A 21,898-nucleotide genomic window follows, 5' to 3' on the forward strand; every position below is an offset into this window, starting at 1 on the left:
GCGCCCTGTGGGCGCACGTCCGCTGCTGCGATATTGCCACCTACCCCCCGAAAGGTGGCAGAACCATGCAGTGGACGAAACAGAACGAACAAACGGTGTATGAAAACCGCTGGTTCAGCGTCAATCTCGCGGATGTCGAGCTGCCCGACGGCCGGCATCTGGACCACTTCCTCATCCGGATGCGCCCGGTGGCCGTCGCCACGGTCGTCAACGAGGCCAACGAGGTCCTGCTGCTCTGGCGGCACCGCTTCATCACCGACACCTGGGGCTGGGAACTGCCCGCCGGCGTCGTCGAGGACGGCGAGGACATCGCGAGCGCGGCCGCCAGGGAACTGGAGGAGGAGACCGGCTGGCGGCCGGGGCCCCTGCGGCACCTGATGACGGTGGAGCCGTCCAACGGCCTCACCGACGCCCGGCACCACATCTACTGGTCCGACCAAGGCGAGTACCTCGGGCACCCCGTGGACGACTTCGAGTCGGACCGCCGGGAGTGGGTACCCCTCAAGCTCGTCCCCGACCTGATCGCCCGCGGGGAGGTCCCGGCCGCCAACATGGCGGCCGCGTTACTGCTGCTGCACCACCTCAGGCTCGCCGACGGCTGATCACCGGGCGCCGGTCACCGAGTGCCGGTCGCTGAGCGCCCGTCACCGAGGTCCGCTCATCGAGGGCTAATGGGCGCGCAGCGCTCCCCAGACGGTCACCACCAGCGCGCCGAGCGCGGTCAGCGCGGCGAGCGAGGGCAGCGGCCAGCGCGTGTGTTCCAGCGAGACCATGCGGGAGTTCAGCTCGTCCAGTTCCTTGGCGGTCTCCTCGGTGCGATGACCGAGCAGTGCGAGTCCGCCCTCGACCCGGGCGTAGGCCACGTCCAGTCGGCGCCGTAACTCTGCGAGTTCTCCATGGACCACGGGGTGCTCCGGATCGCCGGTCAAGGGTCCACTCCTCTCCGTAGTAGAACGGGGGGTTCCGCACCCCCTTGCATGCGCATAGAGAGTGAACTCGCCTGGTGGTCGCGTGGGGAGCGTGTGCGCCGGGTGTCTGCGGGCCCGGCGCACACACGGTGTGTGAAACGGATGTGCCCGGCACCGAATCCGGTGCCGGGCACATCCGTTGGTAGCTGAGCGTGATCAGCCGTAGGAGTAGAACCCCGAGCCGGTCTTGCGGCCGAGCCGGCCCGCCTCGACCATGCGCTGGAGCAGCGGGGGAGCGGCGTACAGCGGCTCCTTGTACTCGGCGTACATCGAGTTGGCGATGGAGACGATGGTGTCCAGGCCGATCAGGTCGGACAGCTTCAGCGGGCCCATCGGGTGGGCGCAGCCCATCTCCATGCCGTTGTCGATGTCCTCGCGGCTCGCGATGCCCGACTCGAACATCCGGATCGCGGAGAGCAGATAGGGCACGAGCAGCGCGTTCACCACGAAGCCGGAGCGGTCCTGGGCGCGGATCGCGTGCTTGCCGAGCACCTTCTCGGCGAATGCCTGGGCACGGCTGAGGGTGCCCTCGGAGGTGGTGAGCGCCGGGATCAGCTCCACCAGGCTCTGCACCGGGGCCGGGTTGAAGAAGTGGATGCCCACGACATGGTCCGGGCGCGAGGTGGCGACCGCGAGCTTCACCAGCGGGATGGAGGAGGTGTTGGAGGCCAGGATCGCGTCCGGCCGGGTCACCACCTGGTCGAGGACCTGGAAGATCTCCGTCTTCACGGCCTCGCTCTCCACGACCGCCTCGATCACGAGGTCGCGGTCGGCGAACTCGCCGAGATCCGTGGTGAAGCTGAGCCGCGCCTGGGTGCCGTCCCGCTCCTCCGCGGAGATCTTGCCGCGCTCGGCCGCCTTGGACAGGGAGTTGTGCAGCCGGGTACGGCCGATCTCCAGGGCCTCGCCGGTGGTCTCGGCGACCCTCACGTCCAGACCCGCGCGGGCGCACACCTCGGCGATGCCCGCGCCCATCTGGCCGCAGCCCACGACTCCGACGCGCGCGATATCGCCCGATGGGATGCCTGTCACATCGTCCCCTTCGCTGTTCTCCGGCTTTGGCTGGCAGACCTCCGGTTTTCGGCGCCTGCTCCGATCGTGCACGTTACCGCGAAGTATCGATGATCGATCGTCGGGGTGCGGGCATTCTTGGCCACGGAGACCATCCGTGACCGAACGGATCCGGAACGTTAGGGAAAGTGGCCGATGGCACCCATCTCACGCCGGGCCTTCGCCCTGGGGACGCTGTCGGCGCTGACCGCGGCGGGATGCGACACGGCGACGACCGGGCCCGCGCGGATCAAGCCGCCCGCCGGGAGTGCCGGGGCCGAGGGCGCCACCGGCGCGCCCGGCGCCCGCGCGGCCACCGAGATGCGGGGCGTGTGGATGGCGACCGTCGAGAACCGGGACTGGCCCTCGCGCCCCGGTCTGACCGCCGCCGCGCAGCGCAACGAGCTGATCGCCCACCTCGACCGGGCGGTGCGCGACCGGCTGAACACCGTGCTGCTCCAGGTGCGGCCCACCGCCGACGCGCTGTGGCCCTCGCCGTACGAGCCCTGGTCGGGGTTCCTCACCGGCACCCAGGGCCGCGACCCCGGCTGGGACCCGCTGGGCACCGCCGTGCGCGAGGCCCACGCCCGGGGACTCCAGCTGCACGCCTGGTTCAACCCGTACCGGATCGCGAACCACACCGACCCGGGCCTGCTCGCCGCCACCCACCCGGCGCGCGTCCATCCCGACTGGGCGGTGCCGTACGGCGGCAAGCTCTACTACAACCCGGGCCTGCCCGAGGTACGTGCCTTCGTCCAGCGGGCGATGCTCGACGCGGTCGCCCGCTACCCGGTGGACGCGGTGCACTTCGACGACTACTTCTACCCCTATCCCGAGGACGGGGAGGCGTTCGCGGACGACGACGCGTACGCGCGTCACCGGGGCGCCTTCACCGACCGGGCCGACTGGCGCAGGGACAACATCGATCGGCTGGTCACGGAGATGGCGGCGGGCATCAAGCGGGTACGGCCCGGCACCCGGTTCGGGATCAGCCCCTTCGGGGTGTGGCGCAACGCGTCGACCGACCCGCGCGGCTCCGACACGGACGCGGGCGCGCAGACGTACGACGACCTGTACGCCGACACCCGCACCTGGGTCCGCGAGAACCTGATCGACTACATCGCGCCCCAGCTGTACTGGGAGATCGGCGCGAGCGGAGCCGACTACGCGACGCTGCTGGACTGGTGGTCGCGGGTCGCCGAGGGCACCGGGACACGCCTGTACATCGGCGAGGCCCTGTACCGCGCGGGGGCCGCCGGCGCGGACGGCCGCCCCGCGGCCTGGCAGGACCCGGCGGAGCTGACCCGGCACCTCACCCTGGCCGCCCGCCGTCCGCAGGTGGGCGGGCACATCTTCTTCGCCGCGAAGGACGTGGCGGACGATCCGATCGGGGCGATGCGCCGCGTGGTCGCGGACCACTACGCGCGACCGGCGAGCCCGCCCCGCTGAACCGGGGAGCCGATGAGGGCCGGTGAGCCGGTGAGTCGAGGGGCCGGTGAACCGAGGGACCGCTGGGACTACCGCTGCCGGTCGTCCTTGTGCTTGACCTGGCAGTCGGGCCCCGGCGACATGATCGCCTCGTGCCCGTCCGTGAACCGGACCCGGTAGGGCGGACTGCCCTCCTGCCCCATCACCTCGACGACTTCGGACTCCTGGTCGTGTTGGCCGACCACCCTGCCGTGCTGGACAAGCCGGTCGCCCTTGGCTGCGCGCATCTCCAGGCCCTCCTCAACGATCACGACCGCTGGGTGACGGCGATGCACACGAGTACGGCGACGGCGGTCAGGGGAGCGGCCGCCGTGAAGTGTTCGCCCAGCAGCAGCGCCGACCACACCAGTGTGAGCAGCGGCTGAGCCAACTGCAACTGGCTCGCCCGGGGCACCCCGATGGCCGCCATCCCCCGGTACCAGACGACCAGTCCGAGGAACTGCGACCCGAGCGCCACCCACAGCAGCCCGGCGACCCCGTGCGCGGTGATCCGCGACGGCTCGTACGACAGTGCCAGCGCGGCGGCCGGCAGCGTCAGCGGCAGGCAGAGCACCAGCGCCCAGGCGATGACCTGCCAGCCCGGCATCACCCGGGCCAGCAGCCCGCCCTCGGTGTACCCGGCGGCGCACACCAGCAGGGCCGCGAACAGGCAGCCGTCGGCCGCGGTGAGCGCGCCCCCGCTCTGGACGACGGTGAAGGTGAGCACCGCCACCGCGCCCGCCACCGCCGCGAGCCAGAACCGGCGCGAGGGGCGGTGGCCGGTGCGCAGCGCCGAGCAGACGGCCGTGGTCAGCGGCAGCAGGCCCACCACGACGGCCGCGTGCGCGGTGGTGGAGGTGCGCAGCGCGAGCGTGGTCAGCGCCGGGAAGCCGAGGACCACGCCGAGCGCGACGACGGCGAGGCCGCGCAGCCGGCGCCGCTCGGGCGGCCGTACCTTCAGGGCCAGCAGGGCGCCGCCCGCGACCAGGGCGGCCAGCACGCTGCGCACGGTCACCAGCGTCCAGGGGCCGAAGCCCTCCAGACCCCAGGCGGTGGCCGGGAAGGTGAGGGAGAAGGCGGCGACGCCGAGGGCGGCGAGCGCGGTGCCGAGCGTCCGGTGCTCCGGCCGGGGAGCGGTGATCGCTATCGGCCCGGCTGCAGTAGCGCTACTCTGTGTCTTCATGCATGAGCGTAGCAGCGTGGGAGAACTGGCGGGGCAGCTCCGAAGGGAGCTTGACCGCTACTCTCCGGGTGGAAAGCTGCCGTCGAGCCGCGCGCTGGTCGAGCGGTTCCGGGTGAGCCCGGTGACCGTCTCGCGGGCGCTCGCCCAGCTGGCCGCCGAGGGTCTGGTCGTCACCCGGCCCGGCGCGGGCGCCTTCCGGGCCCGGCCGCGCACCCTTGAGACGCCGGCCGGGGACACCTCCTGGCAGGAGGTCGCGCTGAGCGCCGACGGCACCGCCGACCTCGTGCCGCGCACGGTGGACGCCACCGGGGTCACCGTCTCGCTCGCCGCCCCGCCGCCCGGGGTGCTGGAGTTCAACGGCGGCTATCCGCATCCCTCGCTCCAGCCCGAGCGGGCCATGGCGGCGGCGCTCGCCCGCGCGGGGCGGCGGCCCGGCGCCTGGGGACGGCCGCCGCTGGAGGGGCTGCCGGAGCTGCGCGAGTGGTTCGCGCGGGAGATCGGCGGCGCGGTCACCGCGGCCGAGGTGCTGATCGCGGCGGGCGGCCAGGCCGCGCTGGCCACCGCCCTGCGCGCGCTCGCCCCGCCCGGCGCCCCGGTGCTGGTCGAGTCGCCCACCTACCCCGGCATGCTGGCCCTCGCCCGCGCGGGCGGCCTGCGCCCGGTCCCGGTACCGGTGGACCGCGACGGCGTACGGCCCGAACTGCTCGCGGACGCCTTCCGGGCCACCGGCGCCCGGGTGTTCGTCTGCCAGCCGCTCTTCCAGAACCCGACCGGCGCGGTCCTCGCCCCCGCCCGGCGCGCCGAGGTGCTGGGCATCGCCCGCGCGGCCGGCGCCTTCGTCGTGGAGGACGACTTCGTACGACGCCTCGTGCACGCCGACGCGGGCCCGCTGCCCCGCCCGCTGGCCGCCGACGATCCCGACGGCGTGGTGGTGCACGTCGGCTCGCTGACCAAGGCCACCTCGCCCAGCTTCCGGGTGAGCGCCCTCGCCGCGCACGGCCCGGTACTGGAACGGCTGCGCGCCATCCAGGTGGTGGACTCCTTCTTCGTGCCCCGCCCGCTCCAGGAGGCCGCCCTCGAACTCGTCGGCTCACCGGCCTGGTCCCGCCATCTGCGCTCCCTGTCGGGGGAGTTGAAGGAACGCCGGGACGCCATGACGGGCGCGCTCGCGCTGCGGCTGCCCGAACTCGCCCTGCCGCACATCCCGTCCGGCGGCTACCACCTGTGGGCGCGGCTGCCCGAGGGCACCGACGACGACGCGTTCGGCGCCGCCGCCCTGCGCGCCGGTGTGGCCCTCACTCCGGGGCGCCCCTACTTCAGCGCCGAACCCCCCGCTTCCTACGTCCGGTTGAGCTTCGCCGCGGTGGCGGGCGTCGGAGAGATCACGGAGGGGGTACGGCGGCTGCGGACGGCGTGCGACGAGGTGCTGTAGGGGGAGACCGCCGGTGTGGGCACCTGGCGTCGGCCTGTGCGGCCCGAAAAGCACGTCACCTTGAAAACATCTGTGAATAACGCGCAGGAAAGGCCGAGTTTCCCGGCCGGACATCATCTCGTCCAATTTCCGGTGAGGTTCGCCGTAAAACGCATCAACTTCCGTCGCGGGCACAACCGATCGGAATGCCGTCCCGTCTAGGTTGGCGAAATCCAAGGTGAATTCACTGGGGGTCTGCCGACCGATGGACCGTTCGACCGTGCCGGGTGCGAGGCGCCGGGCCGCCGCGTCGCTCGCCGCCCTCGTGGCGGGCGTGGCCCTGTGCGCCGGTGATCTGCTGGCCGGCAACTATCCCTTCGGCTCCCGCACCCGCAGCGTCAACGACCTGGGCAATCAGTACGTGCCGCTGCACGCCCATCTCTGGGACCTGCTGCACGGCAGGGCGGACGGCGGCCTCCTGGTCAACTGGCAGTCCGGATACGGCTCCAGCTTCCTGCCGGACTTCGGCACCTATCTCTCCAGCCCGTTCGCACCCCTCGTCGCGCTCTTCCCGCGCGACCGGATCGACCTCGCCGTGTACGTGATCACCGTCCTGAAGATCGCGGCCGCCGCGGCCGCCATGGCCTGGCTGCTGCTCCGACTGCGGCCCGGCCGCTGGTGGGCGGCGGGGCTGCTCGGGGCGTCGTACGCGCTGTGCGGCTGGACGCTCGCCGCGGACTACAACCCGATGTGGCTCGACGGACTGATCGCGCTGCCCCTGCTCTGCCTGGTCGGCGAGTGGGCTCTCGCCGGACGGCGCCGGGTCCTCGGCGTACTGATCGTCACGCTCGCCTGGAGCGCCAACTTCTACACCGCCTACATGGCCACCCTCGGCGCCGCACTCGTCCTGCTGGTACGGCTGCTGCTCGCCGCCCCACCGCGCCGCCGGGCCCTCGCCGCCGCCGGCCGCGCCGTACTCACCGTCCTCCTCGGCACGGGCCTCGCCGCCCCGCTGCTGGCCGTCGTCTACCTCGGCACCCGGCACGCCTACCCGGGCCGCCTCGCCGCGTTCCACCCGGTGCCGGCCGGGAACCTGCTGGCCCGGTTGCTCCCGGCGACGTACGACTACAGCTCCCCGGCGCTCTACGTCGGCACCACCGCCCTGCTCCTCGCCCTCGCCCTGCCCTTCCACCGGGCCGTCCCCGGCCGCGTCCGCGCCGGCTGGACCGCGCTGGTGCTCCTGGTGGCCCTCTCCCTGCAATGGGCGCCCACCAGCCTGGCCTGGCACGCCTTCGCCGTTCCCCAGGGCAGCTCCTACCGGCAGAGCTTCGTGCTGTGCGGGCTGCTGGTCATCGCCGCCTGGCACGCGCTGGCGTACGGCCCGCCGGGGCTGTCCGCCCTCGGCGCGGCGGCCGCCCTGCTCGCCCTCATCGTCACCGCCGCGACCGGCACGCACCTGATCCACGCGCACACCTGGCCGGTGCTGCTGCTCGGCGTCGCCGGGGCGCTCACCGGGCTTCTCCTGCTGCGCCGCAGCGGGGAGCGGGGCCGGCTCGCCGTGCTGGCCGTGCTCGTGCTGTTCGGCGCACAGGCGGGGGAGAGCGCCGCCGGCGCCGCCGTGGCGAGCGGACTGCGTCTCAAACACCTGGACGACTACGCGCCCTGGGGCGAGCGGCAGCGACTGGAGGCCGCCGCGATCGCCCGCGCCGACGGCTGGCCCCGCTACCGCACCGACCCCGGCCGCGAACAGACCGTCGCCAACGACCCGTTGGCGGTCGGCGGCCAGGGCGCCGCCTACTACAGCAGCCTGACCTCCGACGTCCTGACCCGCACCCTCACCGCCCTCGGCGGCGGCTGGACCTCGGGCGGCCGGGGCGTGCAGAGCCTCGACAACGCCGTGACCGACGTGCTCTTCTCCGTCGGCGCCCGGGTGCACAGCCCGCCCGACCCGCACCAGACCCACCAGCCCGCGGACACCGCCGCGCCGACCGTCACCCGGCGGGACGTGCCGCCCCTGGTGACCGTGCGGACCCACCCCGACGCGGCGCCCTTCGGCTCCTCGCCGTACCGCAACCAGGAACTGCTGCTCGGCAGCCGCGTCTACACCGTGCCCCGGATCACCGTGCGGGGCGACGACGGAGCCCCCGCGCCCGGCCGCCGGGTCGGCTCGGGCACCGCGCAGGCCGGGCCGGCGATCGGTGCCCGCTGCCCGGCCGGCACCCAGGTGTACCTGGCCGCCCCGCAGTTCTCCGGCACCGCGCGGCTCGCCGGGGGCACGGAGAGCGCCGCCCCGTTCCACTACGACCGCGGGCGCGCCCTGGCCGCCATGGAGCCGCTGGGCCGCGCCCCCGCCTCCGGGCGGGTACGGATCGACCTGGTCCCCGACCGGCCCGGCCGCATCCCGCCGGGTGCCGTCGGCTGTCTGGACACCGCCCGGCTGAGCGCCGCCGCCGCCCGCCTCAAGGCCGGCGGCGCCACCTCCGTCACCGTCTCCGACGGCACCGTACGGGCCCAACTCCCCCCGGGGAGCAGGGGACTCGCCGTCCTCGCCGCGCCCCGCATCGCCGGCTGGCGCTGCGCCGCGGGGGACGGCCCGGCCCGCCCCGCCCGGCAGTACCACGGACTGATCGCCGTCCCCCTGGACGGCACCGAGACCAGCCTGACCTGCACCTTCCACCCACCCGGCTGCCGCCTCGGCACGGCCGTCGGCCTCGCCTCGCTCGCGGCGCTCCTGCTGCTCACCGCCGCGACCGCGGTTCGCCGCCGACGTGTCCCGACGCCCGCCCCGACCACACCACCGGCAGCGCGCGAGCGCGTGACAGCCGCGCCCTGACCGCGATCCGACCGCGCCCCTGGGGGACCTCCGCCATGCTGATATCGATCGTCGCGCCCTGCTACAACGAGGAAGCCGTCCTGGACCGCTTCCACCAAGCCGTCCAGCGGATCTCCGACGAACTGCTGCCGCTCGGCCACGACATGGAGTTCGTGTACGTCGACGACGGCAGCCGCGACCGCACCCTCGCCGTCCTCGAACGCCTCGCCGCCCGCGACCCGCGGGTGCGCTACGTGTCCTTCAGCCGCAACTTCGGCAAGGAAGCCGCCCTGCTTGCCGGGCTGCGGCACGCCTCCGGCGACTCGGTCGTCGTCATGGACGCCGACCTCCAGCACCCGCCCGAGCTGATCGCCCGCATGGTCCGGCTGCGCGAACAGGGCTACGACCAGGTCATCGCCCGCCGCACCCGCACCGGCGACGGCCTCGCCCGCACGCTCACCGCCCGGCTCTACTACCGTCTCGTCAACCGCCTGGTCGACGTCGAACTCAGGGACGGCGTGGGCGACTTCAGGCTGCTGTCGCGCCGGGTGGTGGACGCGGTGCTCGGGCTGACCGAGTACAACCGCTTCTCCAAGGGCCTGTTCGCCTGGGTCGGCTTCCCCAGCACCACCTTCGCGTACGAGAACGCCGTGCGCGAGGCCGGCAGCAGCTCCTGGAGCCTGCGCGGACTGCTCGACTACGGCCTCGACGGCGTCCTCTCCTTCAACAACCGTCCGCTGCGCGCCGCCCTCTGGCTCGGCATCAGCCTGCTGCTGTGCGCCGGCCTCTACACCGCGTGGATCGTGGTCGCCGCGCTGCTGCACGGTGTGCAGACGCCCGGATATGTCACCATCATCACCGCGGTCACCGCCCTCGCCGGTGTACAGATGGTGATGCTGGGAGTGATCGGGGAGTACACCGGCCGCATCTACTACGAGGTGAAGGGCCGCCCGCACTTCCTGGTGAAGGCGACCAATGTGGAACGGACGAAAGATCTCATTCCTTGATAGCGCGACAGATCATCACCTTCGCCGTGGTCGGCGTGCTCAACACGGCCGTCTACTACGGTCTTTACCTGCTCTTCCTCACCTGGCTGCCGTATCTCGCCGCGCATGTTCTCGCCTTCGCGCTGAGCATGATCGGTTCCTTTTTCCTCAACGCGCGGTTCACCTACCGCATACGGCCGACCTGGCGGAAATTCCTGCTGTTCCCGCTGACCAATGCCGCGAATTTCGTGATCACCACGGTGGGCGTGTACGTGATCGTGGACGTCCTGCACGCCGGCAGCCGCTTCGCCCCCCTGCTCGCCTCGGCGGCCGCGATCCCGATCACCTTCGTGGTGTCCCGCTGGATCATGCTGCCGGGGGCGTCGCCGCGGGTGGCGGCCGGGGAATGATCCCCGGCGACCGGCCGGAGCGCACCCCGCCCCTCGCCCGGCGATCTCCGAAAGCCGTTTCGGCGGCGGCTCAGGACGGCTCGAGCACGCGGAACTCGTGGCCCTCCGGGTCCGCCAGGCAGGTCCACGGGGCGTCGCCCCGGGCAAGGCCGAGACCGGTGGCGCCGAGGGACCGCAGCCGGGCCGCCTCCGCCTCCCTGTCGTCGCCCGGGCGGGGGAGCAGGTCGAGGCGGACCCGGTCCGGAGCGGTCTTCGCATCGGGCGTGCGGAGGAATTCCAGGTGGGGGCCGGTGCCCTCGGGGGAGCGCAGCACCGCGAGATCGGCGGTCACGCGGTGCGTGGTCCAGTCCGTCGCCGCGCCCCAGAACCGGGCCATGGCGCGCGGATCCGCGCAGTCGACCACGATCGCGGCGATCGGCCCGGTGTCCCGGTAGACCTCCCGGGGCTCCAGCACACAGAACTCATTGCCCTCCGGGTCGGCGAGGCACCGCCAGGGCACCTCGCCCTGCCCCACGTCGACGGGGGTCGCGCCGAGCTCCGTCAGACACGCGACCAGCTCCGCCTGGTGGGCCGGGGAGGTGGTGGCGAGATCGAGGTGCGCGCGGTTCTTCACCGCCGTCTTGGCATCCGGGACGGGCACCAGGCCGATGCCGACCTGGGCCGGGTCCGGCCGGACGGGGCCGCCCGCGGGTCCGACGTGAGTGGCCGCTCCGGCGCGGGACGCGCTCCAGCCGAGCGCCGCCGCCCAGAACCGGCCGGCCGCCCAGGGGTCGAGGGCCTCGATGTTCACCTGGACGGGTCGCAGCGCCATGCCGGCGATCCTATGCGGCCGGCGCCCGACGGAATCCGGGGTCTCACGGCCGCCGCCCCTACTTGTTGTGCGTCGGGAAGACCTGGACACCGATGTAGGAGCCCTTGACCGGCTTCGCGCCCGCGGGCCACTTCAGGTCCACGGTGTGGGTCTCGTTCGGGGGCGTCACCAGGATGTCGGTCGGGGACGTGAGGCTCTTGCCGCTGGAGTCGATGTCGTAGGCGATGTCGAAGACGGCGGCGTCACCGGGCTTCAGGACGGTGATACGCGGCTCGGCGTGCCCGCGGTCGACGGGGCTGGAGGTGTGGTCGGCGTCCTTGATGTCGACGCCCGCGAAACCCGTCGCCGAGCAGGTGGTCGAACCCCGGTTGACCATGGTGATGTCGATCCTGCCGGACACCTTGTCGGGCGAGGCGTCGACGGCGTCGATGGCCAGGTTCGCCGTCCGGCAGAACGTGACCTTGCCCCCGGTCGCCGTCCCGCCGCCCGTGCCGCCGGAGCCGGACTTGCCGCTCCCGCCGGAGGACGACGCCGACTGTCCGGCCGCCGAGCCGCCGGAGCCCGAGCCGCCCTGCGACGGCGCGCCGCCGTCCGCGGACGAGGAGGACGACGCCGAGGACGAGTCCGTGGGCGCGGACGAGGCCGAAGAGCCCTTCGAGGACGTGCCCTTGCCGGAGTCGTCACCGCAGGCGGTGAGCGAGAGGGTGGCGGCGAGGCCCAGGGATGTGAGTGCGATGATACGAGTGGTCTTCACGGTGTTTCCCCCAGAAACAGTGCAATGCGCGTGGTCGGAAATATTTGTATCGCGCAGCCAGTTACAGGCGGTTCTCCACGTTGTCCGCGTTCTGTCACGGCCTCGGAGCGGCCCCGGACGTCCCGCCCTGCATACTCATTGCATAAACGTGCAATGCTGCGTATAGTCATGCCATCCAGAGGAGGACGGACATGGCGGTACGTGCGGCGGTTGCCGGGGCGAGCGGGTACGCGGGCGGAGAGGTCCTGCGGCTGCTCCTCGCGCACCCCGAGGTCGAGATCGGGACCCTGACCGGGAACTCGAACGCCGGGCAGCGGCTCGGCGCGCTCCAGCCGCACCTGTGGCCGCTGGCCGGGCGGGTGCTCGCCGAGACCACCGCGGCGAACCTCGCCGGGCACGACGTGGTCTTCCTCGCGCTGCCGCACGGACAGTCCGCTGCCGTCGCCGAGCAGCTCGGCCCGGACGTGCTCGTGATCGACATGGGCGCCGACTTCCGGCTGAGGGACGCGGCCGACTGGGAGAAGTTCTACGGCTCCCCGCACGCCGGCACCTGGCCCTACGGCCTGCCCGAGCTGCCCGGCGCTCGCGCCGCGCTCACCGGCTCCAAGCGGATCGCCGTCCCCGGCTGCTACCCCACCGCCGCGACCCTGGCCCTCTTCCCGGCGTACGCGGCGCGGATCGCCGGCCCCGAGGCCGTGATCGTCGCCGCCTCCGGCACCTCCGGCGCGGGCAAGGCGCCCAAGCCGCACCTGCTGGGCAGCGAGGTCATGGGCAGCATGTCGCCGTACGGCGTCGGCGGCGGCCACCGGCACACCCCCGAGATGATCCAGAACCTCGGCGCGGTCGCGGGGGAGCCGGTCACCGTCTCCTTCACGCCGACCCTCGCCCCGATGCCCCGCGGCATCCTCGCCACGTGCAGCGCGAAGGCCCTGCCCGGAGTGGACGCGCAGGCCGTGCGCGCCGCCTACGAGAAGGCGTACGCCGACGAGCCCTTCGTGTGTCTGCTGCCCGAGGGGCAGTGGCCCGCCACGGCCGCCGTCCACGGTTCCAACGCCGTTCAGGTGCAGGTCGCGTACGACGCTGCCGCGGGCCGCATCATCGCGATCAGCGCCATCGACAACCTGACCAAGGGCACCGCCGGCGGTGCCGTCCAGAGCATGAACCTCGCCCTGGGTCTCGCCGAGACCACCGGGCTTTCCACGATCGGAGTCGCACCGTGAGCGTCACGGCAGCCAAGGGATTCCGGGCGGCCGGTATCGCCGCCGGGATCAAGCAGAACGGCAACCCCGACCTGGCCCTCGTGGTCAACGACGGGCCCCGCCGTGCCGCCGCCGGCGTCTTCACCGCCAACCGCGTCAAGGCCGCGCCGGTCCTGTGGTCCGAGCAGGTCGTGAAGAGCGGCCAGGTCTCCGCCGTGGTCCTCAACTCCGGCGGCGCCAACGCCTGTACGGGCCCCCAGGGCTTCCAGGACACCCACGCGACGGCCGAGAAGGCGGGCGAGGTCCTCGGCCGCGGCGCCATCGAGGTCGCCGTCTGCTCCACCGGCCTCATCGGTGTCCTGCTGCCCATGGACAAGCTGCTCCCCGGCATCGGCACCGCCGCGGCCCAGCTGTCCGAGCACGGCGGCGAGAAGGCCGCCATCGCCATCAAGACCACCGACACCGTGCACAAGACCTCGGTCGTCACCGGGGACGGCTGGACCGTCGGCGGCATGGCCAAGGGCGCCGGCATGCTCGCCCCCGGCCTCGCCACCATGCTGGTCGTGATCACCACCGACGCCGACGTGGACGACGCCACCCTGGAGCAGGCCCTGCGCGCCGCCACCAAGGTCACCTTCGACCGGGTCGACTCCGACGGCTGCATGTCCACCAACGACACCGTGCTGCTGCTCTCCTCCGGCGCCTCCGGCGTCACCCCCGAGTACGACGCGTTCGCCGAGGCCGTACGGCAGGTCTGCGACGACCTCGGCCGCCAGCTCATCGGCGACGCCGAGGGGGCCAGCAAGGACATCAAGGTCGAGGTCGTGGGCGCGGCCAGCGAGGCGGACGCCGTCGAGGTGGGCCGCTCCATCGCCCGCAACAACCTCCTCAAGTGCGCCCTGCACGGCGAGGACCCCAACTGGGGCCGCGTCCTGTCCGCGATCGGCACCACGGGCGCCGTCTTCGAGCCGGACCAGCTCAACGTGGCCATCAACGGCGTCTGGGTCTGCAAGAACGGCTCCGTCGGCGAGGACCGCGACCTGGTCGACATGCGCTACCGCGAGGTCCACATCGTGGCCGACCTCGCCGCCGGCGCCGAGACCGCGACGATCTGGACCAACGACCTGACCGCCGACTACGTCCACGAGAACAGCGCCTACTCCTCATGACCCCGACCCGTAAGCACACGGCCCTGCCCAAGGCGCAGACCCTCGTCGAGGCGCTGCCCTGGCTGACCCGGCACCACGGAAAGACCGTCGTCATCAAGTTCGGCGGCAACGCCATGGTCGACGAGGAGCTGAAGGCCGCCTTCGCCCAGGACGTCGTCTTCCTGCGGCACGCCGGGCTCAAACCGGTCGTGGTGCACGGCGGCGGCCCCCAGATCAGCGCCGCCCTCGACCGGCACGGCATCGTCAGCGAGTTCAAGGCCGGGCTGCGGGTCACCACCGCGGACGCCATGGACGTCGTCCGGATGGTGCTCGCCGGACAGGTGCAGCGCGAACTGGTCGGCCTGCTCAACCAGCACGGCCCGCTCGCCGTCGGCCTCACCGGCGAGGACGCGCACACCATCACCGCCACCAAGCATCTGCCCGAGATCGACGGGGAGTTGGTCGACATCGGGCGCGTCGGCGAGATCACCGCGATCGACACCGGCGCCATCGAGGCCCTGCTCGCCGACGGCCGCATCCCGGTCGTCTCCTCCATCGCCCGCAGTCAGGACGACGGTCATGTCTACAACGTCAATGCTGATACGGCGGCTGCGGCACTCGCTGCGGCCCTTGGCGCCGAAACTCTCATGGTCCTCACCGATGTCGAGGGCCTCTACGAGGACTGGCCGCACTCCGACGAGGTGATCAGCCGCCTCACCGCCACCCAACTGGAGAAGCTGCTGCCGGAGTTGAGCTCCGGCATGGTGCCCAAGATGCGGGGCTGCCTGCACGCGGTGCGCGGCGGCGTGCGCACCGCCCGCGTCATCGACGGCCGGGTACAGCACTCCATCCTGCTGGAGATCTTCACCGACGAGGGCATCGGCACCATGGTCGTGCCCGACGAGCCCGAAGGGGACGCACCGTGACGGGGCAGCAGAACGGCAACCAGGACCTGACCCGGCGCTGGCAGGGCGCGCTCATGAACAACTACGGCACCCCCCGGCTGCCGCTGGTGCGCGGCGCGGGCGCCACCGTGTGGGACGCCGAGGGCCGCGCGTACACCGACTTCGTCGGCGGCATCGCCACCAACGCGCTCGGCCACGCCCACCCGGCGATCGTGGACGCCGTCAGCAAGCAGATCGCCTCCCTCGGGCACGTCTCCAACCTGTTCGTGGCCGAGCCGCCCGTCACGCTCGCCGAACGGCTGCTCCAGCTCTTCGGCCGCGAGGGCCGGGTGTTCTTCTGCAACTCCGGCGCCGAGGCCAACGAGGCCGCCTTCAAGATCGGCCGGCTCACCGGGCGCACCCATGTCGTCGCCACCGAGGGCGGCTTCCACGGCCGTACGATGGGCGCCCTCGCGCTCACCGGGCAGCCCGCCAAGCAGGACCCCTTCCGGCCGCTGCCCGGCGATGTCACCCATGTGCCCTACGGCGACGCCCAGGCCCTGGCCGCGGCCGTCACCGACGAGACCGCCCTGGTGATCATCGAGCCGGTCCAGGGCGAGAACGGCGTCGTCGTGCCCCCGGCCGGCTATCTCAAGGCCGCCCGCGCCATCACCGCCGCCACCGGCGCCCTGCTGGTCCTGGACGAGGTGCAGACCGGCGTCGGCCGCACCGGCACCTGGTTCGCCTACCAGGCCCACGAGGGCGTGCTGCCCGATGTGGTCACCCTCGCCAAGCAGCTCGGCGGCGGCCTCCCGCTCGGCGCCACCGTCGCCTTCGGCCGCGCCGCCGACCTGCTCCGGCCGGGCCAGCACGGTACGACCTTCGGCGGGAACCCGGTCGCCTGCGCCGCGGGCCTCGCCGTCCTGGACACCATCGAGGGCGAGGGGCTGCTGGAGAACGTGAAGCGGCAGGGCGAGAAGCTGCGCGCCGGCATCGAGGCGCTCGGCCACCCGCTGGTCGACCATGTCCGGGGCGCGGGCCTGCTCCTGGGTATCGTGCTCACGGGGCCGCGCGCGCACGAGGTGCAGCAGGCGGCCCAGGAGGCCGGGTTCCTGGTGAACGCCCCCGCCCCCGACGTCGTACGGCTCATGCCCCCGCTGAACCTGCGCGACGACGAGGCGGGCGCCTTGCTCCAGGCGCTGCCCGGCATCCTCGACGCAGGCGGGGACGGACGATCCGGAGAATGAGACGACGATGAGCCAGGCGCAGGAGCACGAGCAGCAGACAGGTGCCGGGCCCGCCGTGCCGCAGACGCGCACCGCACGGCACCGCCGGATCGTGGACATCCTCAACCGGGAGCCCGTGCGCTCGCAGAGCCAGCTGGCCAAGCTGCTCGCCGACGACGGGCTCAGCGTCACCCAGGCGACGCTGAGCCGGGACCTCGACGAGCTGAACGCGGTCAAGATCCGCAACAACGACGGCGACCTCATCTACGCCGTGCCCAGCGAGGGCGGCTTCCGCACCCCGCGCGCACCGCTCGGCGAGTCCGCCAAGGAGGAGCGGATGCGGCGTCTGTCCCAGGAGCTGCTGATCTCCGCGGAGGCATCGGCCAACCTGGTGGTGCTGCGCACCCCGCCCGGGGCCGCCCAGTTCCTCGCCTCGGCCATCGACCAGGCCGAACTCCACGACATCCTCGGCACCATCGCCGGCGACGACACCCTGCTGCTGATCAGCCGCAACCCGACCGGCGGCCAGGCCCTCGCGGACCATCTGCTCAAGCTCGCGCAGAACGGCCACTGAGCCGCCCGGCCTGATCCGCGGGAGAGGCCCCGACCCGGTGCCCGGCGCCGACCGGCATGCGGGCCCCGGCACCCCGGCGGAGAATGGGAGCGGCAATCCCCTTGTGGCCGTCGGCCGTATAAAGAGGTGTGTCGGGTTTGCGGTTCCCCGTGGGTCGCCTCCCGGACGAGGCTCTGCTGTCCGGGCTGGCCACCGGAGACCAGGAGCTGGCCGTCGTCTTCGTGCGACGTTTCCAGCACCGGGTCTTCGGCGTCGCCATGGCCGTCACCGGGGACCGTCAGCTCGCCGAGGACGTCGCCCAGCAGACGTTCGAGCGCGCGTGGCGGCACGCGCAGATCTACGACTCGCGCCGTGGTTCGGTCACCACCTGGCTGACCACCATCGCGCACAACCTGGCCATCGACGCCGTACGCGCCCGGCGCACCGAGCCGGTGGCCCCCGAGGACCTCGACGCCCTCCTCGGCACCGTCACCGAGACCCCGAGCGCTGGGCGCTGGCCGACGAGGCGTCCGCCCGGCTGCGGGCCGCGGTCTCCCGGCTGCCCCGCGAACAGGCCCGGGCCCTGATGATGGCCGGCATCTACGGAATGACCGCCCAGCAGGTCGCCGACACGGAACAGATCCCGCTGGGCACCGCCAAGACCCGCATCAGAGCGGCGATGGGCAAACTGCGCACCACACTGTCGGCTCCGGAGCGAGGCGGCCATGTCCAGTGACGCGAACTGCGAGAAAATGCGCGAGATCGGCGCCGAGCTGGCGCTGGGCGTGCTGCCCGGGCGGGAGCGTGCGGAGGCGGTCGCCCATCTGGATACCTGCGCGGACTGCCGCGAGTTCGTCCGGCAGCTGACCCTGGTCGGCGACCGGCTGATCGGCCTGCTGCCCTGCCAGGAGCCGCCGCTGGGCTTCGAGACCCGGGTGGCCCGCAGCCTCGCCCAGCAGGCGGCCGCGGACGGGCGCACCGGCGCGCGCACCCTGGCGTTCCCGGTCCTGCGCGGCCGCGCGCGCCGGGCCCGGATCCGGCTGGGGCGGCCGCGGCCGGTCTCGCCGTGGTCGCCGGGTTCGCCGGCTGGGGCATCGGCACCGCCGTGGAGACGGTCACCGCCTCGTCCCCGCGCACCATGGAGTCCGAGCCGATGCTGGTCGGCGACATGACCGCGGACTCCGCCGACGGCTCACCCATCGGCGAGGTCTACGCCCATCCCGGCAGCCCCGGCTGGATCTTCGTGAGCGTCGACCTCGCCGGGCACGGCAGCGCGTACACCGGCCGGGTCAGCTGTGTGCTGGAGCGCTCCGACGGTACGACCGTGCGGGTGGGCGACTTCACCGTGCGCAACGGGCAGGGCCACTGGGGGGCTCAGGCGCCCGTCGACGCGGACGCGATCTCCGGCGCCCGGCTGACCTCCACCGACGGCACGGTCCTCGCCCGCGCCCACCTCCAGACCGGGCACGTACTGACCCGGGAGACGCATGCGCCGTCCCAGCAGACGTGAGGGCGGCCACGGGGACGGCGAGAGCTACGACACCACGGTGCCGGTGTTCAGCCGGTGCAGCCGGGCGTACGTCCCGTCGCGCACCAGCAGATCCTTGTGGGCGCCGTCCTCCACGACCCGGCCCCGGTCGAGCACCACGATCCGGGTGGCGTCGCGCACGGTGAGCAGGTTGTGCGAGATGACGATGGTGGTCCGCCCGGCCATCAGCCGGCGCAGCGGCTCCATGATCCGGCGGCCGGAACGCGCGTCCAGCCCGGTGGTCGGCTCGTCCAGCAGCAGCACCGGCGCGTCCCTGACCATCGCGCGGGCGATCGCGAGGCGCTGGCACTGGCCGCCGGACAGGGTACGGCCGCGCTGGCCGACGAGGGTGTCGTAGCCCTCCGGGAGCCGTTCGATGAACTCGTGCGCGTCCGCCGCGCGCGCCGCCGCGACGATCTCCGCCTCGGCGGCTTCCGGGCGGCCGTAGGCGATGTTCTCCCGCACCGTGCCGTGGAAGACCAGGGTCTCCTGGAGTACCACCGCGACGCTCTCGCGCACGTCGGCCAGCTGCAGATCGCGCAGATCGGTGCCGTCGAGCCGGACCGCGCCCCGGTCGGGGTCGTAGAACCGCAGCTGGAGCCGCGCGGCGGTGGACTTGCCCGCGCCGCTCGCCCCGACCAGCGCCAGCGTCTCGCCGGGCGCCACCCGGAAGGACACGTCCGCGAGGGCCCACGGCGTGGTGCCCGGGTAGCGGAACCAGACGCCGTCGAACTCCACCGCCCCGCGCGCCCGGCCGAGGGGCGGGCACCGGGGCGCTCGGTGACCTGCGGCCGCTGGTCCAGCAGTTCGATGATCCGCTCGGCCGAGGCGGCGGCGGTGTAGAAGGTGGTGCCGAGCCCGGACAGGCCGTGCACCGGGCTGTACATTTTGCCGATCAGGGCGAGGAAGACCAGCAGCCCGCCCAGGGTGAGCTGGCCCTGGGACAGCTTCCAGGTGCCGAGGCCCAGCACCGCGAGCCCGCCCGCCACCTCGATGATCTCCACGAGGGGCGCGTACAGGGACCGTATCCGCGTCGAGGCCATCACCGCCCGGAACCGGCCCACGCTCTCCCGCTCGAACCGGCGCGCCTCCCAGCTCTGCCGGTTGTACGCCTGCACCAGCGCGACATTGCCGAGGACCTCCTCGGCGATCGCGCTGAGCGAGCCGGTGCGCCTCCTGCGCTCCCGGGAGGCGTCCTTGATCAGCCGTGAGAAGTGCCGGGCCGCGCCCCAGAACAGCGGCACGATGACCAGCGCGAGCAGGGTCAGATCCCAGCTCAGATAGAACAGCAGGCCGACGAAGACGGCCAGTTGGAGCACGTAGTACAGGGCGTCCGCCACGCCCGAGAGCAGGAAGGTCTCGACCGCGTCCACATCACCCGTGACGCGGGAGAGCACATCGCCGAGCCGGCGGCGTTCGAAGAAGCCGAGGGACAGGCCCTGCACATGCCGGAAGACATCGCGGCGCAGGGAGAGCAGGAAGCGCTCGCCGACCCAGGTGGAGGTCATCTCGTCGGCGAAGCCGAGGACGCCGGAACATAGGATCAGCCCCAGGTAGGCCGGGGCGATCCACAGAAAGGGGCGCAGGTCGCGGGGGACCAGCACCTGGTCCACGACGCTCTTGAACAGCCACAGCTCCCCGGCGTCGATGACCGGTCCGGTCAGGCTGAGCAGCAGCAGCGGGACGAGCCAGCGCCGGTTGCCGCGCGTGTAGGGCCAGAACCGGCGGAAGACCGCGCGCGGGGAGACCACGGGCGCGGCCGCCACGACATCGCCGGATGCCTCGGGGGTGTCGGAGGAGGAGCCGTCGGGGTCCCCCAGGACAGCAGACGCCGCAGGACTTGCGCCATGGGATGCGTTCCTCGGACAGCGGCCGGGCGGACCGGGTCCTCCGGGCCCCGGTCCGCTCAGCCTGTGCGGGTCGGTCAGTAGCCGCCGTGGCCGCCGCGGCCGCCGTGACCGTGGCCACCGCGTCCGTGGTCGCGGCCACCGTGGCGGTCGCCGTGCCGGTCTCCGTGGCGGTCGAAGCGGTCGAAGGCGTCGAAGCGGTCGTCGTCGTAACGGCCGTGGCCGTGGTCGTGACCGCGGCCGCCGCCGCAACCCTTGGGCAGCAGACTGCTGAAGATAGCCATAGCGTTCCTCCCGGAAAATTTCGCTGCACAGGTAATACGTCCGAGAACGCGACGCGGATGGCTCCTGAGCGAAAAAATTTCCCTTTCAACCCCTTTTTCACGCTCTGTCCATGGACAGTCCCTCGGTGTGCAGCACCTCGCCGTCCGCCGTGATCAGCAGTCCCTCGGTGCCGGGCAGCGACTCCAGCCACCGCAGACCCGCCCGCGAACCCCGCGCGAACGCGGCCGTCGCCCAGCAGTCCGCCCAGGTCAGCCGGGGTGCCACCACGGTCACCGCCACCAGGTCGGTGACCGCGGGCCGTCCGGTGCGCGGGTCCACGATGTGGGCGCCCCGCTCGGCCGTGCCCGAGGTGGCGACGGCCAGCTCGCCCGCCCCCGCCGTCGACACCACCGCGACGAGCTCGCCCGGCCGCAGCGGGTCCGCGATCCCCACCTGCCAGGAGCGCCCCGGCTCCGGGGCGCCGAGCGTCTGTACGTCACCGCCGCCGTTGACGCTCACCCCGGTTACCCCGGCGACCCCGGCCAGCCGCCGCGCCGCCCGCTCCGCCGACCATCCCTTGACGATCCCGGTGGGGTCCGGCACCCCCCGGTATCGCGCGCTGAACCAGCCCTCGCTGACCCGCTCCGCCCGCGCCGCGAGCCCCAGCACCAGCGCGACCTCCGGCGGGCACTGCTCCACCGCGAGTTCGCCCCGGGCCAGCCGCGACACCGCGCTGTCCGGGCGCCAGGTGCTGAACACCGCGTCCATGGCGTGCAGCCGGGCCACCGCCTCGTCGAGCGCCGCCCGCACCGCACTCGACCGGCCGCCCCGCACCTCGAAGGAGAACACGGTCCCCATCACCTCCTCCGCGTGCCGCACGACCTCACCCATGGAGCCGGTCCAGGGCGGACTGCAGGGACTGCCGGTAGCCGGTGCTGGTGTAGGTCGCGCCCGAGACCGTGTCGATCCGCGCGCTCTGCGAGGCCAGCGCCTCGCGCCGCAGCCGGGGGAGCGCGTAGCCGTCGATCTCCCGGTCGCGCGGGTTCTCCGTCGGGTACCGGACGGCCGCCACCTCGGTGAGCCTGCCGCCCGTGACCGTCACCCGTACCTGGACCGGGCCCCAGCGGGTCCGCGCGGTCTCGCCGGTGACGGTCTTCGCGGCACCTCCGGCGGCGGGGGCGCCCCCGGCCGCCGGGGAGTCTCCCGGTGCCGGGGAACTCCCGGACGCGGCGGGGGCGTTCGCGCCGCCCGAGGGTGCCTGGGCCGACGCGCCCAGGGCGAGTCCCGGGCTGGTGTGCGGCTTCAGGGACAGCAGCAGGACCACGGCGGAGACCGTCGTGGCGCTCGCCAGCACGACGCGGCGCAGCGGGCGGTTCTTCCTCAACGCGTGCATGACC

At 73.0% G+C, this 21,898-nt stretch carries 23 protein-coding genes and 2 pseudogenes; 14 read left to right on the plus strand and 11 right to left on the minus strand.

The window, feature by feature from the left end; all coding sequences use genetic code 11:
• The first annotated feature begins 65 nt into the window (after positions 1–65).
• Positions 66–602 carry an NUDIX hydrolase gene (locus GHR20_RS28895; protein WP_111585249.1) on the plus strand — a complete coding sequence of 179 codons (537 nt, stop codon included), beginning with the start codon at positions 66–68 and terminating at the stop codon, positions 600–602.
• A gap of 66 nt (positions 603–668) precedes the next feature.
• On the opposite strand, the gene GHR20_RS28900 is transcribed toward GHR20_RS28895, so the two are convergent.
• Both GHR20_RS28900 and GHR20_RS28905 read right to left on the minus strand, forming a co-directional pair.
• Positions 669–929 carry a hypothetical protein gene (locus GHR20_RS28900; protein WP_111585250.1) on the minus strand — a complete coding sequence of 87 codons (261 nt, stop codon included), beginning with the start codon at positions 927–929 and terminating at the stop codon, positions 669–671.
• A gap of 195 nt (positions 930–1,124) precedes the next feature.
• Positions 1,125–2,000 carry a 3-hydroxybutyryl-CoA dehydrogenase gene (locus GHR20_RS28905; protein ID WP_111585251.1) on the minus strand — a complete coding sequence of 292 codons (876 nt, stop codon included), beginning with the start codon at positions 1,998–2,000 and terminating at the stop codon, positions 1,125–1,127.
• Positions 2,001–2,174: 174 nt separating this feature from the next.
• Here GHR20_RS28905 and GHR20_RS28910 point away from each other — a divergent pair, with 174 nt between their 5' ends.
• The gene (locus tag GHR20_RS28910; protein WP_153814822.1) at positions 2,175–3,467 is read left to right on the plus strand and encodes a family 10 glycosylhydrolase; all 1,293 of its coding nucleotides are present in this window, start codon (positions 2,175–2,177) and stop codon (positions 3,465–3,467) included.
• 68 nt (positions 3,468–3,535) lie between these two features.
• On the opposite strand, the gene GHR20_RS28915 is transcribed toward GHR20_RS28910, so the two are convergent.
• Both GHR20_RS28915 and GHR20_RS28920 read right to left on the minus strand, forming a co-directional pair.
• Positions 3,536–3,733 (minus strand): DUF1918 domain-containing protein, encoded by a 198-nt coding sequence (locus GHR20_RS28915; RefSeq protein WP_111585314.1) that lies wholly within the window; start codon positions 3,731–3,733, stop codon positions 3,536–3,538.
• Positions 3,734–3,753: 20 nt separating this feature from the next.
• Complete coding sequence (locus GHR20_RS28920) at positions 3,754–4,668, minus strand: DMT family transporter (RefSeq protein ID WP_153814823.1); 915 nt, start codon at positions 4,666–4,668, stop codon at positions 3,754–3,756.
• Between GHR20_RS28920 and GHR20_RS28925 the strand changes: the two genes are divergently transcribed.
• The 4 genes from GHR20_RS28925 (at position 4,667) to GHR20_RS28940 (ending at position 10,287) form a co-directional block, all read left to right on the plus strand.
• Entirely contained in the window at positions 4,667–6,100 is a 1,434-nt protein-coding gene (locus GHR20_RS28925; RefSeq protein WP_194859018.1) for a PLP-dependent aminotransferase family protein, read from the plus strand. The two genes, GHR20_RS28920 and GHR20_RS28925, sit on opposite strands and share 2 nt — an antisense overlap.
• A 244-nt stretch (positions 6,101–6,344) precedes the next feature.
• Positions 6,345–8,912, plus strand: a complete 2,568-nt coding sequence (locus tag GHR20_RS28930; protein ID WP_153814824.1) for a YfhO family protein — start codon at positions 6,345–6,347, stop codon at positions 8,910–8,912.
• Positions 8,913–8,947: 35 nt separating this feature from the next.
• Positions 8,948–9,898 carry a glycosyltransferase family 2 protein gene (locus GHR20_RS28935; protein WP_111585256.1) on the plus strand — a complete coding sequence of 317 codons (951 nt, stop codon included), beginning with the start codon at positions 8,948–8,950 and terminating at the stop codon, positions 9,896–9,898.
• Entirely contained in the window at positions 9,895–10,287 is a 393-nt protein-coding gene (locus GHR20_RS28940) for a GtrA family protein (protein WP_111585257.1), read from the plus strand. Before GHR20_RS28935 ends, GHR20_RS28940 begins: the two co-directional genes overlap by 4 nt.
• A 70-nt stretch (positions 10,288–10,357) precedes the next feature.
• On the opposite strand, the gene GHR20_RS28945 is transcribed toward GHR20_RS28940, so the two are convergent.
• Both GHR20_RS28945 and GHR20_RS28950 read right to left on the minus strand, forming a co-directional pair.
• A complete protein-coding gene (locus GHR20_RS28945; RefSeq protein WP_153814825.1) occupies positions 10,358–11,098 on the minus strand; it encodes a VOC family protein in 741 nt (246 codons plus the stop codon).
• A gap of 58 nt (positions 11,099–11,156) precedes the next feature.
• Positions 11,157–11,852, minus strand: a complete 696-nt coding sequence (locus tag GHR20_RS28950) for a DUF4232 domain-containing protein (RefSeq protein ID WP_153814826.1) — start codon at positions 11,850–11,852, stop codon at positions 11,157–11,159.
• 191 nt (positions 11,853–12,043) lie between these two features.
• On the opposite strand from GHR20_RS28950, the gene argC reads away from it, so the two are divergent.
• The 8 genes and pseudogenes from argC to GHR20_RS37740 all read left to right on the plus strand — a co-directional run bounded on the left by argC (position 12,044) and on the right by GHR20_RS37740 (position 18,372).
• A complete protein-coding gene (gene argC / locus GHR20_RS28955; protein ID WP_148027620.1) occupies positions 12,044–13,072 on the plus strand; it encodes an N-acetyl-gamma-glutamyl-phosphate reductase in 1,029 nt (342 codons plus the stop codon).
• Positions 13,069–14,220, plus strand: a complete 1,152-nt coding sequence (gene argJ, locus GHR20_RS28960; RefSeq protein ID WP_153814827.1) for a bifunctional glutamate N-acetyltransferase/amino-acid acetyltransferase ArgJ — start codon at positions 13,069–13,071, stop codon at positions 14,218–14,220. Before argC ends, argJ begins: the two co-directional genes overlap by 4 nt.
• Positions 14,217–15,125: an acetylglutamate kinase gene (gene argB, locus GHR20_RS28965; protein ID WP_153814828.1), complete on the plus strand. Its 909-nt coding sequence runs from the start codon at positions 14,217–14,219 to the stop codon at positions 15,123–15,125. The genes argJ and argB overlap by 4 nt, the downstream gene beginning before the upstream one ends.
• Positions 15,122–16,330: an acetylornithine transaminase gene (locus GHR20_RS28970; RefSeq protein WP_153814829.1), complete on the plus strand. Its 1,209-nt coding sequence runs from the start codon at positions 15,122–15,124 to the stop codon at positions 16,328–16,330. The genes argB and GHR20_RS28970 overlap by 4 nt, the downstream gene beginning before the upstream one ends.
• A gap of 7 nt (positions 16,331–16,337) precedes the next feature.
• Complete coding sequence (locus GHR20_RS28975) at positions 16,338–16,883, plus strand: arginine repressor (protein WP_037651166.1); 546 nt, start codon at positions 16,338–16,340, stop codon at positions 16,881–16,883.
• Positions 16,884–17,011: 128 nt separating this feature from the next.
• Positions 17,012–17,598 (plus strand): annotated as a pseudogene (locus GHR20_RS28980) (sigma-70 family RNA polymerase sigma factor).
• Entirely contained in the window at positions 17,588–18,034 is a 447-nt protein-coding gene (locus GHR20_RS37735; RefSeq protein ID WP_243878148.1) for a zf-HC2 domain-containing protein, read from the plus strand. Before GHR20_RS28980 ends, GHR20_RS37735 begins: the two are co-directional and overlap by 11 nt.
• The gene (locus GHR20_RS37740) at positions 18,016–18,372 is read left to right on the plus strand and encodes a hypothetical protein (RefSeq protein WP_243878149.1); all 357 of its coding nucleotides are present in this window, start codon (positions 18,016–18,018) and stop codon (positions 18,370–18,372) included. The genes GHR20_RS37735 and GHR20_RS37740 overlap by 19 nt, the downstream gene beginning before the upstream one ends.
• A gap of 24 nt (positions 18,373–18,396) precedes the next feature.
• Here GHR20_RS37740 and GHR20_RS37745 read toward each other — a convergent pair whose 3' ends face one another.
• From GHR20_RS37745 to GHR20_RS29005, 5 genes and pseudogenes are all read right to left on the minus strand, one after another.
• On the minus strand, positions 18,397–19,128 hold the full coding sequence (locus GHR20_RS37745; protein ID WP_243878150.1) for an ATP-binding cassette domain-containing protein: 732 nt from the start codon (positions 19,126–19,128) through the stop codon (positions 18,397–18,399).
• 203 nt (positions 19,129–19,331) lie between these two features.
• Positions 19,332–20,156: pseudogene (locus GHR20_RS37750) on the minus strand (ABC transporter ATP-binding protein); the annotation flags it as partial.
• A gap of 158 nt (positions 20,157–20,314) precedes the next feature.
• Positions 20,315–20,521, minus strand: a complete 207-nt coding sequence (locus GHR20_RS28995) for a hypothetical protein (protein ID WP_148027625.1) — start codon at positions 20,519–20,521, stop codon at positions 20,315–20,317.
• A 97-nt stretch (positions 20,522–20,618) separates the two neighbouring features.
• The gene (locus tag GHR20_RS29000; RefSeq protein WP_243878151.1) at positions 20,619–21,392 is read right to left on the minus strand and encodes an FAD:protein FMN transferase; all 774 of its coding nucleotides are present in this window, start codon (positions 21,390–21,392) and stop codon (positions 20,619–20,621) included.
• Positions 21,385–21,894, minus strand: a complete 510-nt coding sequence (locus GHR20_RS29005) for an FMN-binding protein (RefSeq protein ID WP_153814830.1) — start codon at positions 21,892–21,894, stop codon at positions 21,385–21,387. Before GHR20_RS29005 ends, GHR20_RS29000 begins: the two co-directional genes overlap by 8 nt.
• Positions 21,895–21,898: the final 4 nt, after the last annotated feature.

Origin of the sequence: Streptomyces sp. SUK 48 (genome assembly GCF_009650765.1) — a bacterium.
Lineage (GTDB): Bacteria > Actinomycetota > Actinomycetes > Streptomycetales > Streptomycetaceae > Streptomyces.